This is a genomic window from Myxococcus stipitatus DSM 14675, assembly GCF_000331735.1.
GTDB classification, from domain to species: Bacteria; Myxococcota; Myxococcia; order Myxococcales; family Myxococcaceae; genus Myxococcus; species Myxococcus stipitatus.
In genome coordinates, this window is record NC_020126.1 from 3,560,488 (window position 1) to 3,573,978 (window position 13,491).

The 13,491-nt window shown below is 69.5% G+C and carries 8 protein-coding genes; 5 read left to right on the top strand and 3 right to left on the bottom strand.

Features of this window, described 5'->3' with window-relative positions; all coding sequences use genetic code 11:
• Window positions 1-3 precede the first annotated feature (3 nt).
• Together MYSTI_RS13835 and MYSTI_RS13840 are read right to left on the bottom strand one after the other, a co-directional pair.
• Window positions 4-1,626, bottom strand: a complete 1,623-nt coding sequence (locus tag MYSTI_RS13835) for a right-handed parallel beta-helix repeat-containing protein (RefSeq protein WP_015348381.1) — start codon at window positions 1,624-1,626, stop codon at window positions 4-6.
• Between the two features lie 297 nt (window positions 1,627-1,923).
• On the bottom strand, window positions 1,924-2,736 hold the full coding sequence (locus MYSTI_RS13840) for a pseudouridine synthase (RefSeq protein WP_015348382.1): 813 nt from the start codon (window positions 2,734-2,736) through the stop codon (window positions 1,924-1,926).
• Between the two features lie 276 nt (window positions 2,737-3,012).
• Between MYSTI_RS13840 and MYSTI_RS13845 the strand changes: the two genes are divergently transcribed.
• The 4 genes from MYSTI_RS13845 to MYSTI_RS13860 all read left to right on the top strand — a co-directional run bounded on the left by MYSTI_RS13845 (window position 3,013) and on the right by MYSTI_RS13860 (window position 6,715).
• On the top strand, window positions 3,013-3,933 hold the full coding sequence (locus MYSTI_RS13845) for a serine protease (RefSeq protein WP_233278264.1): 921 nt from the start codon (window positions 3,013-3,015) through the stop codon (window positions 3,931-3,933).
• Window positions 3,934-4,085: 152 nt separating this feature from the next.
• On the top strand, window positions 4,086-5,045 hold the full coding sequence (locus tag MYSTI_RS13850; RefSeq protein ID WP_015348384.1) for an alpha/beta hydrolase family protein: 960 nt from the start codon (window positions 4,086-4,088) through the stop codon (window positions 5,043-5,045).
• A 372-nt stretch (window positions 5,046-5,417) separates the two neighbouring features.
• Window positions 5,418-6,410 (top strand): DUF1028 domain-containing protein, encoded by a 993-nt coding sequence (locus MYSTI_RS13855; protein WP_015348385.1) that lies wholly within the window; start codon window positions 5,418-5,420, stop codon window positions 6,408-6,410.
• 116 nt (window positions 6,411-6,526) lie between these two features.
• Complete coding sequence (locus MYSTI_RS13860) at window positions 6,527-6,715, top strand: hypothetical protein (RefSeq protein WP_044283628.1); 189 nt, start codon at window positions 6,527-6,529, stop codon at window positions 6,713-6,715.
• Window positions 6,716-6,749: 34 nt separating this feature from the next.
• On the opposite strand, the gene MYSTI_RS13865 is transcribed toward MYSTI_RS13860, so the two are convergent.
• Window positions 6,750-7,478, bottom strand: coding sequence for an RNA methyltransferase (locus MYSTI_RS13865; protein ID WP_015348386.1), 729 nt, complete (start codon window positions 7,476-7,478; stop codon window positions 6,750-6,752).
• A gap of 261 nt (window positions 7,479-7,739) precedes the next feature.
• On the opposite strand from MYSTI_RS13865, the gene MYSTI_RS13870 reads away from it, so the two are divergent.
• Window positions 7,740-13,490 carry an alpha-2-macroglobulin family protein gene (locus MYSTI_RS13870; protein WP_015348387.1) on the top strand — a complete coding sequence of 1,917 codons (5,751 nt, stop codon included), beginning with the start codon at window positions 7,740-7,742 and terminating at the stop codon, window positions 13,488-13,490.
• The last annotated feature ends 1 nt before the right edge of the window (window position 13,491 follow it).

Here is a 13,491-nt window from a genome sequence, read left to right on the forward strand (position 1 = left end):
GTGTCATGGGCGCGGGCCGTAGACGGGCAGGGGCGCCCCCACTTCATGGGCACCCAGGTCGGGCGCGGAGCCACTGAAGCCCTCCGTGATGTTGGGGAGGGGGGCGCCGGCGTTCTCGGCCGCCGAGCCTGCTCCGGGCCTCAAGTCGGGCGCGGCGTACAGCGTCATGGGTGCGGAGGGATAGGCGACGGCGGTGGCGAACACGCCGAGGTCCACCTGCACGGCGTGCTGCTCGGTGGTGCTGGACCGCAGGGCACCCAGGCTCGTGAGCGCGGTGGCGCCCCACGTGGCGCTGAAGGTGCCGGACGTGGAGCCGAAGCCGTCATGGTCCAGGTCCGCGTTGGCCGTCACCAGGGTGGGGATGTGGAGCACGCGCCCGGTGGCGTTACCGCTGCTGTAGCCGCCGAACGTGCCGCCCGGCCCGCCGATGAACAGGTTGTTGCGCGAGTAGAGGTTCGCCACGGGCGTGGTTGCGGAGATGGCGAAGGCGTCGCCGTGCTTCACTACGGTGTTGTGCAGGAGCACGTCGCCGGAGCTGCCTCGGTAGAGTTTGAAGGCGATGTGGACCGCGTTGTAGACGGCGTTGCGGACGAAGTAGGTCGGCCCGCCGAGTCCTGGCTGGGACGACAGGGCGATGAAGTTGTTGGTGAGGCGATTGCCGACGATGCGGCAGTTGTGGAAGCAGAAGTCCGCCTCGATGCCATCGTCCGCGTTGCCGATGAGGTCGTTGCCGACGATGTCGATGCTGTACTGGTCCTTCGCGTCGGAGTCCTCGATGAGCGAGATGCCATCGCGGAAGCCCGACACGCGGTTGTTCATGATGACGTGTCCGGGGCCAGTGACACAGATGCCCTCGCCCTGGTTGTTGCCGTTGACGCCGAGCGAACCCTCCGTCCACTGCGTGACGCCTGTCACCACGTTGTCCGCGATGTATGCATTCTCCGCGCGGAGGAAGGTGACGATGGCGTCGCCATTGTTGGCCGACGTGGCGTTGACGGTGGAGCGGGTCAGCGCGAAGTGATTCGTGCCGTTGAAGCGCAGCCGACCGTTGATGGTGACCCGGTCGAAGTGGACGTGGCTCTGGTTGAACAGGTTGATGGGGCCGTTGAGCACGGTGCCCATGGTGCCGCGCAGGACGATGGGCTTTCCCTCGGTGCCGCTGCGTGACCAGTCGAAGGCGCCGTAGGTTCCAGGGCCCAATTCGAGGATGTCTCCTGGCTGGGCGCTCGCGGCGACGGCGGCGAAGGTGGACGGGGTCACGGCCTTGGTGGGTGCTCCCGCCATGGGCGCGGGCACGGCTCGGGTGGAGACCTTCTCCGTCCTCGTGGTGCCGCCTCCGTTCATGTCGCTGAGCGTGAGCTCCACTTCGTAGCGAGTCCCGGGCTGGAGGCCGAAGATGCTTCCCGAGTGGCGCAGTCCCCAGCTGAAGCCCTCGTTGTCGCCCGCGGCGATGAGGCGCAGGGGCATGGCCTGTCGCCAGGTGCTCTCGCCCTCGGCGCGATAGCGGACGGTGACGGTGCTGTTGGAGTTCTCGTCACCCGTGATGAGCCACTCGACGGTCAGGTGCTGCAACGTCGGAAAGGGGAAGCGGACCTCTCCGGCGAAGACGGCTCCGGGACAGGCCACGCCTCCATCTCCACACGTGGCCGGGGGATGGCCACCGTCGGGACGCGGAGGCCCCGCGTCGGGCACGCCGGAAGCATCGGGTGTGCTCGAGCCATCCGGCGAGCCTGAATCGCCGGGGCCGTGATTCGATTCACCTCCGCCACAGGCCACGCAGAGGAGGAGGAGTGCGAGCAGAGACCATCGACGGCAAGCGGGACGGTTCATGTTTCCCGAGCTTGCCAGGAGTACGGGCTTGCAGCGAGCGCCGCGCCCGGTGTCGCGCTCCTCCGCGGCCGATGACGGAGCGCAGGGCCCCGGTCAGTCTTGCGGCTCAGCCGCCGCGGCCCGTCCCTCGTAGCGCAGTCCTTCGCGGACCTCTTCGTCGGTGAGGAGGCGGAAGGTGCCCTCGGGGATGTCGAGCAGGTCCACGCTCCCCACGGCTTCCCGATGGAGCGCGCGCACGGGCAGGCCCACGGCCCCGAGCATCCGCTTCACCTGATGGTGACGGCCCTCGGTGAGGGTGACTTCGACGGTGTGCTCATCGCGGACGCGCACCTGGGCGGGGCGGGCGGGGCCATCGTCGAGCGTCATGCCCTTGCGCAGCGGCTCCACGCGGGCGTCGTCGGCGGTGCTGAAGACGGTGGCGACATACCGCTTGGGCAGGCGCGTGTCCGGGGACGTGGCGTGGGCGACGAACTTGTCGTCGTTGGTGAAGAGGAGCAGGCCCGTGGAGTCCACGTCGAGCCGTCCCACCGCGTGCCACGTGTACCCGGCGAGGTCCGTGGGGAGCTGAGGCAGGAGCACCTCGAAGACGGTGCCCGTGCGGTGCTGGCGCGCGGTGGAGGACAGCACGCCCGCGGGCTTGTGGAAGGCGAGCACCCGGGTGGTTGGCGCGGACAGCTCGATGACCCTGCCGTCGACGCGCACGGTGGCACCGGGCGGAACGGGCGCGAGGGCCATCTTCGCGACGCGGCCGTTGATGCTGACGCGGCCGGCGTTGATGGCGGCCTCGGCCTCGTCCTGGGGGAACACGCCAGCTCGGGCGAGTGCGCGCGACAGCCAGTCCGGCTTCTCCTTGCCCTCCCAGCGTTGGTGGCGCGGTGGCTTGGTCTTGTCGGGCTTGCGTGTCATGGGGCTCCAGAGGGGAGCGGCGTCATATCACTCCCGCCCGCGAGTCGTGGGGCATCTCGAAGTCGACAGTTCCAGGATGCGACGCGAGGGCTCGCCGAGTGTCGGGTGCAAGGCGTGGGAGCCCTGACACGTCAACCCCGTTCCACGCTTCCCCGCTGACGTGTCAACAGCGCGCCTCGAGCGCGATTCGCGCGGTCCCTCCCTCGAAGTGGGAATGGCGTGTGACTTGCTAATGCGTCCAGGTGTCACATGAAACAGGAGGGCGCTTTGCGCTTCGTGAGTGGAGTGGTTGTCGCGGTCGGTCTGTTGGGTTGCGGTGGCCCGGAACAAGACCTGGCGCAGGGGGACGTGCTGGGTCGCGGTGACCAGGAGATCGTCGGAGGAGTCGAGGCGCGTCCAGGCAGTCATCCGTGGATCGTCAGCCTTCAGCAGGTGGGCAGCCACTTCTGCGGTGGTTCGCTCATCCGTGTCTCGCCGACCCGGAACGAGACCGACATCGTCGTCACCTCTGCTCACTGTGTCTACGATGGATGGAGCGGCCTCACGGTGAGCGCGGGGGCTCACGACCTGAACCGGCCCTCGTCGAACCAGGTCACTGTCGCGGTGCGGAACGTGGTCTATCACTCGAGATACAACCCGGACACGACGATGAACGACATCGCCGTCCTCAAGCTCGAGAAGCCCATCAAGTTCAGCAGTTCGGGGTGCGGCATCGGCCTCACCATGCGTCCCAACCCGAAGGTCCAGGCCGCGGCGGGTGGCCTCTGGGTCATGCCTGTGTGTCTCCCGGCAGCGGGCGAGCAGGTTCCGGACAACATGGAAGCCACCGTCGCGGGCTGGGGGCTGACGCGGGAAGGGGGAACCCACACCCTCCCAGCCTCTTGCTGCAGGTGGGGGTCCCCCCCCACCATCAACTCGCGGGAGGCGGCCCAGATGTACAGCAGAGAAGGCATCGTCATCGACCCGGCGGCGATGCTCGCGGCTGGGTACAAGCAGGGGGGCAAGGACTCATGCCAGGGTGACAGTGGTGGACCTCTGGTCATCAAGAAAGGGAGCACCTACGTCCTCCAGGGCATCGTGAGCTTTGGAGTGGGCTGCGCGAGGGCGGGGCTTCCAGGCATCTACACGCGAGTCTCCAACTACACGTCGTGGATCAACACGCAGGTGAGGAACCTCAGCAGCATCGCGAGCATGTAATTCCGGGCCCTGCCTGTTCCGGCTGGGAATGAAGTGTTCGCGCCGGGCCGATGACGCTCGCGTAGGATGGTGATGGGTGGTTTCGAGGCGCATGCCACCCATCGCCCCTGCACTCCCACGCTGGAGCAGCGCCCGTTCGCGAGGACCCCCGGATGCACCCGCTGGATGGCTTCGTCTCCTCGCTGTCCAGCCGCTCCTTGTTCCGGGAGGGTTGGGGTGACGAGCAGACCTTCGGTGGGGTGTCGCTGACGACGCTGCTGTCTCCGAGCGTCAGCCCCGTCGAGGTGACGTGGGACGCGGAGCAGCCGCTGGGCCGTCGTCGGTTCCAGGAAGGTGTGTTCGCTTCGCCGTGGTCGGCGTTGCCCTCCGAGGTCCGTCAGGGAAGGGTGCGCTGGCTCTCCTCGGGGCGCGGTCCACGTCGGGATGCATGTGTGGTGCTCGCGGCCTCGAGGGACGAAGGCTATCGTCTCAGGACGTGGCTCTTCGCATCGCTGGTCGATGAGGGGATGGACTTGTTCCTCCTGGAGAATCCCTTCTACGGGGCGCGGCGCGCCACGGGGCAGCGGGGGCCGCACATCCGCACGGTGGGCGAGCAACTCCACATGAACATCGCGACCATCGAGGAGGCGCGAGGGCTGGTGGCGTACGCGAGGCGTCAGGGATATCAGCGCGTCGCGGTGGCGGGTTACAGCATGGGGGGCTACATGGCGGCGCTGTCGGCGGCCACGATGCCGGAGCCCGTAGGGGTGGCGGCGCTTGCTGCGGGAGCTTCTCCGGCGCCTGTCTTCACGAAGGGGGTTCACGGCCGCTCCATCGACTTCAAGCGGCTCGGTGGCTCTCCGGACGAGACTGTTGCCCGGCAGCGCCTCGCGACGCTCCTGGACATGGCGAACGCGTGCCTGCTGCCTCCGCCCGCGAAGCCGGGTGCCGCCATCATCGTCGCGTGCGCGCGGGATGGGTTCGTTCCCATCGCGGAGTCCCGCGCGCTTCACGCGCACTGGGCCGGCAGTGAGCTGCGGGTCTTGGACGCGGGGCATATCTCCGCGATTCTCACCTCGGGTTCGGCGCTGCGAGCCGCGCTCCGGGACGCGGTGCGGCGCTCGGGCGAGTGACACCTCTTCGAGCCTTCCAGAGAACGGGCTGATGGGGCGCCGCGCATCGCCTTCAGCGAGCGCCCTCCGTGCCGCCATCGCAAGGGCTCCGCGCGAAGCATTCGGGGGCAAGAGGGCGCTGGGACGCCGCGCATCGTTTGGGCGAGTCTCCTCCGTGCCGCCATCGCGAAGGCTCCGCGCGAAGCCTTCGGGGCCAAGGGGGCGCTGGAACGCCGCGCATCGCTTCGGCGAGCGCCCTCCGTGCCGCCATCGCAAGGGCTCCGCGCGAAGCATTCGGCGCCAAGGGGGCTCGATTCGAGTGTGTCACGCCGGGCCTTGCGGTCCCCTGGCTCACTCGCGCAGCCTGCATCCCGTTCGCCCACGGGAGCCCTCATGCCTCGTCTCCTCGCTTGCCTCGTCCTCGTCTCGTTCTCCGCCGTCGCCGCGGAGCGTGCACCGGTGCCTCGTCGCCCCGTGCACACGTACTCCATCGTCGCCAGGGACCCGGTGACGGGAGATCTGGGCGTCGCCGTGCAATCGCACTGGTTCTCCGTGGGCAGCACCGTGCCTTGGGCCGAGGCCGGTGTCGGCGCGGTCGCCACCCAGTCCTTCGTGGACCCGACCTACGGCAAGCTCGGCTTGGACTTCATGCGCGCCGGACGCAGTGCCCCTGAGACCCTCAAGGGCCTGCTCGCCGCGGATGTCGCCAGCGACGTGCGCCAGGTCGGCATGGTGGACGCGCGGGGCCATGTCGCCGCTCACACCGGCAAGAACAACATCGCCGCCGCGGGCCACCTCGTGGGCGAGGGCTTCACCGTCCAGGCCAACATGATGGAGAAGGACACCGTCTGGCCCGCGATGGCCAAGGCCTACCGCGAAGCGAAGGGAGACCTGGCCGAACGAATGCTCATCGCACTCGAGGCCGCCGAGGCCCAGGGCGGCGACATCCGGGGCAAGCAGTCCGCCGCCCTCATCGTCGTGTCCGGAACGTCCACCGGGCGCCCCTGGGCGGACCGCCGCTTCGACCTGCGCGTCGAGGACCACCCCGAGCCCCTCAAGGAACTCCGTCGCCTCATCAACCTCCAGCGCGCCTACAACGCGATGAACGAAGGAGACCTCGCTCTCGAGCGAAAGGACACGGATGGCGCCCTCGCCGCGTACTCCACCGCCGCGAAGCTCGCCCCCGGCAACGCGGAGATGCTCTTCTGGCACGCCATCTCACTCGTGGGCCTGGGCCGCGTCGATGAGGCGATGCCACTGCTGAACAAGGCCTACGCCGCGGACCCTCGCTGGAAGCAACTCGTCACCCGGCTGCCCGCAGCCGGCCTCCTCCCCAATGACCCGAAGCTCCTGGGCCGCCTCACGGGAGCGAAGGTCACGCGGTAGCCCCTGTCCCCGGCGAGCGAGGGCCCGGACGCCGAGCCCTCCTCCTCGGTGGGGCAGGGGGCTCGCGCACTTGTGGACGCCCCGTGGGATGCAGAGGTTTCCAGGACGAGGTGCCCATGCGTTCTCCCCTGGCCGCGCTGCTCGCGTTGACCCTCCCGCTCCTGGCATTGGCCCAGTCGCCGCCAGACATGGCTCTCCCTCGAGATCCCGGTGCGACGAGCGTCTGGTACTGGGTGGCGCTCCTGGTCCTGGCCGCCGCCGTGTTCTCGTGGGTGGTGGTGCGGCTCAACCAGAAACACCGTTGAGCTCCAGGGGGCCCCCGAGGTCCGCTCGTTCCCCCTAGCCCTCGCCGGAAGGACGGTTCTTCCGCAGCGTGTGCATCGCGGCCAGCCACAGCCGCGCCTCCTTGCGCGTGAGCCGTGAGCGACGCAGCGGCGCGAAGAGGTCTCGGAGGCCGGTGCGTCCGGGCTGCTCGTCGATGAGGAATCCCCCCGACGTCAGCACCTCCCCGAGCGTCGACTCCACCTGCGCCAGCTCCGTGTCCGTGGCCGCCACCGGAAGGGGACCGGGCGGCGGAGCCTGCTGCTCCAGCGTGGCCACGCGGACCTCATAGGCATACAACAGTACGGCCTGCGCCAGGTTGATGGAGGGCTGCTCCGGCGCGGTGGGCACCGCGGACAGGTCATGACAGCGCTCCACCTCCGCGTTGGTCAGCCCGCTGCGCTCATCCCCGAAGACCACCGCCACGGTGCCCTGGGCCGCGCGCGACACCAGCTCCTCGCCCACCGCGCGCGGGGGCAACCGGCGCTTCCCCTCCACCTTGCGCGAGCTGGTCCCCACCACCCAGACACAGTCGGCGATGGCCTCGTCCAGCGTCGCCGCCCTGCGGGCTCCGTCCAGCACGTCCTCGGCATGGACCGCCAGCCGGCGCGCGGGCGTCAAATCCTCCACCTCGGGCGTCACCCAGACCCAATCCGACAGACCGCAGTTCTTGAGCGCGCGAGCCGCGGCACCCAGGTTCTCCGCGTTGCGCGGACGCATCAGGACAAAACGAACGGGCAGCACCATGCGCGGCGCACCTTACCGCCTTCCGAGCCCGGGGCCTTGGGCCGTTGACCCGGACTCGGGGCCCTCCTATAGCGTGACGCCATCGACCGCTGGGTGAGCACTCGGAGGCCACCAAGAGTGTGGCTCCGGATACACCATGTGGGCGCCGGGACGCGCGGGGGACGCACCGGAGCCGTGGGCAGTCGGCCTCACCCCCTCGGATTCCGACGTGTGCGGTGTCGGCACGTCACGTGAAAAACAGGCGGCATCCTCGGAGGAACCATGGGTTCGCAGTCCGTCGTCACGACCTCACCCCCTCGCGCATGGCGCGCGAGCGGGCTCTTCGCGCTGCTCCTGGCGGGCACCGCGCTCACGGGCTGTAAGAAAGAGGGAGAGCCCGCGGCCGCGCCGCCGGCCACCACCGGAACGTCGGCCGCCACCGCGCCGCTCGCCGCGGGGGAGGACGCCGGAACCTCCCTCGTCGCGACGCCGGAGCCCGTCAAGCCGGAGTCCATCGTCCCCATCATCCGCACGCTGGGCGCGGAGGGCTCGCTGCCCGAGGGCCTCGTCGTCGAGCTGGCGCGCTCACTGAGCCCTCACGACAACAGCGTGATGCCGGGCACGACCTTCTCGCTGACGCCCCCGGTCCCCGGGAGCCTGAGTTGGACTGGCGGGTCCACGCTCACCTTCAAGCCCACGTCCGACGCCTTCGCCTTCGGGGCCGAGTACACCTTCTCGCTCGATGCGCTCCGGACCGAGGGGGGCGTGGTGAAGCCTCCCTCGCCGGGGGCGTGGGCCTACAAGTTCAAGACGCCCGCGTTCCGCTTCGTGCGCTTGCGGCCGATGCAGGTCGAGGTCGGCAAGCACTCGGCCGTGGTGGACCTCGAGTTCACGGGCCCGGTGGACGCGAACGCCCTGCGCGGGCGCGGGACGTTCCAGGTCGGCGGAGAGACCGTGTCCTCGGTGACCTGGCGCTCCGTCCCCGAGTTCCGGAACGTCGTCAACGCCGTGCTGACCCATCCGGGCATCAAGCCAGGAGCGGAGGTCCGCTTCGCGCTGGCCCCGGGGCTGACCTCGTCGGTGGCGTCGAAGGCGGTCGCCCCCGCGACGGACGCATCGGTCGTCCTGCGCGGCGGCAAGCGCATGGACATCACCAGCATCAAGCGCGACGAAGGCGCCATGGGCTTCTTCCTGGAAGTCTCCTGCCGCGACGTGGACATGGGCGAGGCGCTGAGCACCCGGTCCAACGACGAGTACGACTCCTACTACTGGGACTCGCGCAACCGGGGCTGCGTGCTGGATGACGCCATGGCCGAGTCGGCCATCCGCGTGTCTCCACCGGTCAAGGTGTCGGTGATTCCCGCGCGGCGCGGCTTCCGCATCTTCGGCGACTTCAAGCGAGGCACGTACACGGTGCGCATCGCCGGCGGCGCCACGTCCGTGGGCGGAGGCACGCTGCTGGCGGACTTCGAGCGGGGCATCACCATCCCCGCGAGGAAGCCGCAGCTCTCGTTCTCCTCGACGGGTCGCTACCTGCCGCGCAGCGCGTGGCGGAACCTGCCGCTCCAGCACCTCAACCTGGACAGCGTGGAGCTCATCGTCCGCAACGTGCCGCCGGAGAACCTGGTCTTCTGGATGAGCGACGACGAGCGGGAGACAGCGGACGAGCGCACCTCCAACGTGGTGGTGAAGAAGACGCTGTCGCTCCAGTCGCCCGTGGACACCCTGGTCACCACCTACGTGGACGTGGCCACGCTGGTGCCCGCGACGACGCGGGGGCTGGTGGAAGTCTCCGTGCGGAAGAGCGGCATGGAGGCCGCCTCGCGCATCCTCCTCACGGACCTGAGCCTCGTCGCCAAGCGCGGAGGCCCGGTGCCCGGCTCCACGGACCAGGGAGAGGTCTGGGTGTGGGCGCTCGGCATGGAGAGCACCGACCCGGTGTCGGGTGTCGAGGTGTCGCTGGTGAAGAAGAGCGGGCAGTCCGTGGCCCGCTGTGTCACCAAGGGCGCGGATGGGTGCGTGCTCCGCGTGCCCGCGCCGGGCGCGGATGACAGCGCGCCTTTCGCCCTCATCGCCCGCCAGGGGGAGGAGCTGACGTACCTGAAGTACAGCGAGCTGGGGACGGAGATCGCCAACTCGGACGTGCAGGGTGAGCCGTACCGCTCCGAGAAGGCCTACCGGGCCTCCCTCTGGTCGGACCGGGGCGTGTACCGGCCGGGCGACACCGCGCACCTGGCCGCGGTGCTGCGCGGCGTGAATGACCTGGCGCCGCCCGTGGGCATGCCGGTGGAGCTGGTGGTGTTGGACCCGCGTGAGCGGGAGCTGAAGAAGGTGCCGCTGAAGACGAACGACGCGGGCCTCGTGTCGCTCGACGTGCCCTTCGAGGCGTTCCAGGACACGGGCCGCTACCACGTGACGCTGAAGGTGGCGGACCGGGAGCTGGCCTCGTACGGCTTCAGCGTGGAGGAGTTCGTCCCGGAGCGGATGAAGGTGACCGCGGCCGCGCAGGCTCCGGGCTACGTGCAGGGCGTGGAGATTCCCGTCGCGGTGGAGGCCGCCTACCTCTTCGGTGGCTCCGCCGAGGGCAGCCCCGTGGAGCTCAACTGCCGGCTGCTGCCGTCGGACTACAAGCCGAAGGAGAACGCCCAGTTCACCTACGGCCTGTGGCGACAGGATGGAAAGGAGCCTCGCCCCGTCACGCTGGGGCAGGCGAAGGGCACGCTCGATGCGAAGGGCCAGGCGGTGCTCAACTGTCCGGCGCTGGCGGCCATGGGCGGGCTGCGCGGCGGCGCGAAGCTCAGCGCGCTGGCCAGCGTCTTCGAGTCCGGCAGCGGCCGCTCCACGGTGAACGAGGCCAGCGTGCCCGTGCACCCGGAGCGCTACTACGTGGGCCTCCAGGCCAACACCAAGAAGGTGCAGGCGGGCAAGCCGTTCACGGTGCAGGGCGTGGTGGTGGACTGGGACGGCAAGCTCGCGGGGGCGTCGCTGGCGCCGCAGTCCGTGGAGGTGGAGTACGTCCGGCTGGAAGAGGAGTACGGCTTCACCTACGACGAGGACGAAGGCTATGAGCGCTACCAGCGCTTCCTGCGGCCGATGCGGGAAGGCCGCGTCACGACGAAGGTGTCGGGAGGCCGCTTCAACGTCACCGTGACGCCCGGCGCGGATTCCGCGGGCTATCTGGTGCGCGTGCGGTCCGGCAACGCGCAGACGGACCTGGAGCTGGAGGGCGAGGGCCGCTACTACTGGTGGGGCGGGGGCTCGCGCGTGGAGCAGACGCCGCGCCCGCTCAAGCCCACGTCGCTGGACGTCGCCGTGCCGGCGCAGGCGCGGGTGGGGCAGCCGTTCACCGTGAAGGTCAAGGCGCCCTACAAGGGCCGGATGCTCTTCACGGTGGAGACGGACCGCGTCCTCGCCACCGAGTGGAAGGCCGTGGAGCCGGGCGAGGTGACGTGGAGCTTCACGCCCAAGGAGTTCGCTCCCAACGTCTACGTGAGCACCTTCCTGGTGAAGGACCCGCACCTCGAGTCCGCCGAGGCGTTCATGCCGGACCGCGCGTTCGGCATCTCCAGCGTGACGCTGGAGCCGGTGGACTTCACGCAGGCGGTGACGATGAACGTGCCCAAGGAGGTCCGCTCCAACGACACGCTCACGGTGGACCTGGACCTGGGCGCGCTGGAGGGCGCGACGTACGCCACGGTGGCGGTGGTGGACGAGGGCATCCTCTCCCTCACGCGCTTCCAGAGCCCCGACCCCATCAAGCAGCTCTTCACCAAGCGGGCCCTCGGGGTCGGGACCTTCGAGACCATCGGCTGGACGTTGCTGATTCCTCCGGGGGGCAGCTCCCGCTCCACGGGTGGTGACGCGGAAGGCGATGCGAGCGGCCGCGTGCAGCCCGTCAAGCCGGTGGCGCTGTGGAGCGGCGTGGTGCCGGTGCCCGCCAACGGCAAGCTGCGCGTGCCCTTCAAGCTGCCGCAGTACCGGGGCGCGGTGCGGGTGATGGCGGTGACGGCCGGGGCCAAGCGCGTGGGGCGCGCGAGCGCGCAGGTGCTCGTGAGAGATCCGCTGGTGCTCCAGACGACGCTGCCGCGCTTCCTCACGCAGAACGACGAAATCCAGGTGCCCGTCTTCATCACCAACCTGTCCGGCAAGCCGCAGGACGTGAAGGTGACGCTGAGCGCGGAGTCGCTCCCGGTGCCGGGGCTCGAGATGCCCTCCACGGGCACGTCGCCCTTGCAGTTGCTGGGCAAGAGCGAGGGCCGGGCGCGGGTGGAGGATGGCAAGTCCACGACCTTCGTCTTCCAGGCGCGCGCCGTGCAGTCGGTGGGCGCGGCGCGGCTGAGTGTCGTGGTGGAGGGCGGCGGGTACACGTCGAAGGAGACGCTGGACGTGCCGCTGTCACCCGCGGGGCCGCGTGAGCGGCGCGTGCAGCGCATCGAGCTGGCGCAGGGCGTGACGGATGTCTCGAAGTTCCTCCAGGGGTGGACGCCGACGACGGAGCGCTCCACGTTGTGGGTGACGACCAATCCGTATGCACAGTCGCTCCAGCACCTCTCGTATCTGGCGCGCTACCCGTATGGCTGCGTGGAGCAGACGACGTCCTCGACGCGTCCGCTGCTCTTCGTGTCGGAGCTGGTGGACAACATCGACCCCACGCTCACGCAGGGGGGCTCGCTGGCGGACATGGTGACGTCCGGCATCAACCGGGTGCTGTCGATGCAGACGTCGTCGGGCGGCTTCGGCTACTGGCCGGGCTCCACGGACCCGGTGGAGTGGGGCACCGCGTACGCGACGCACATGCTGATGGACGCGCAGAAGCAGAAGTACCTGGTGCCGCAGGACCGGCTGGACGACGCGCTCAAGTGGATGGGCGACACGCTCAACACCTACGAGGGGCGTGAGCTGCGCGCGAGCGGCTACCCCGAGCGCGCGGAGGCCTACATGCACTACGTGCTGGCGCTGTCCGGCAAGGGCCGCAAGGCGCGGGTGCAGAAGCTGGTGGAGGCGCTGGCGGTGAAGGCGAAGACGAAGGCGCTGGAGGGCCAGGAGCGTGAGGAGGAGTACATGCTGAAGGCCGCGCTGTATCTCGCGGGAGACCGCCGCTACGAGAAGGAGCTTCGCAACCCGGACCTGTCGCCCGTCACCGACGAGCGGAACAACTCCTGGTCCTTCTACTCGGACCGTCGTCGTCGCGGCTTCATGCTGAGCACCTTCCAGGACCTGTTCGGCAAGGACGCCGCGGGCGAGCCCCTGGCGGCCATGGTGGCCGAGTCGCTCCAGTCGCATCCGAGCGGCTGGTACACGACGCAGGAGCTGGTCTGGGGCATCACCGGCCTGGGCAAGCGACTGACGGGTGTGTCCTCCCAGTTCACCCCGCCGGTGTTGACGGTGGACGGCAAGGCGATGGCGGCGCAGCAGAACAAGGAGTCGCGCGCGTCGGACCGCACGTGGGCACTGGCGCGGGCCAGCGAGCGCAAGCAGCTCCAGCTCGACGTGAAGGCGAAGGACGAGGGCCGGCTGTACCTCGTGCTGAGCAGCGAGGGCGTGCGCTCGGACGGACAGGTGCGCATGGGCGGCCAGGGCCTGGTGCTGACGCGCAAGTACCGCAAGCAGGATGGCTCGGAGCTGAGCCTGAATGCGTCGCCGGTGGCGCTGGCGGAGCTCATCTACGTGGAGCTGGAGCTGAAGAACACCACGGGTGAGCGGGTGCAGAACCTCGCGCTGGTGGACCGACTGCCTGCGGGCTGGGAGATCGAGAACGCCCGGCTGGGCCGAGGCGGCTCGGTGGACTGGGTGTCCGGCGACGCGCTGTGGGTGCCCGACTACGTGAACATCCGCGATGACCGGATGGAGGTCTTCGGTGCGCTCAACGCGAAGGAGTCGAAGAAGGTCATCTACGCGGTGCGCGCGGTGACGGCGGGCTCCTTCACGCTGCCCACGGTGGAGGTCGAGGCCATGTACGACCCGCGCATCTGGGCGCGCGAGGCGGGCGGCACGGTGCAGGTGTCCGGCCCGTGGAAGGACAGCCTGCTCTGAC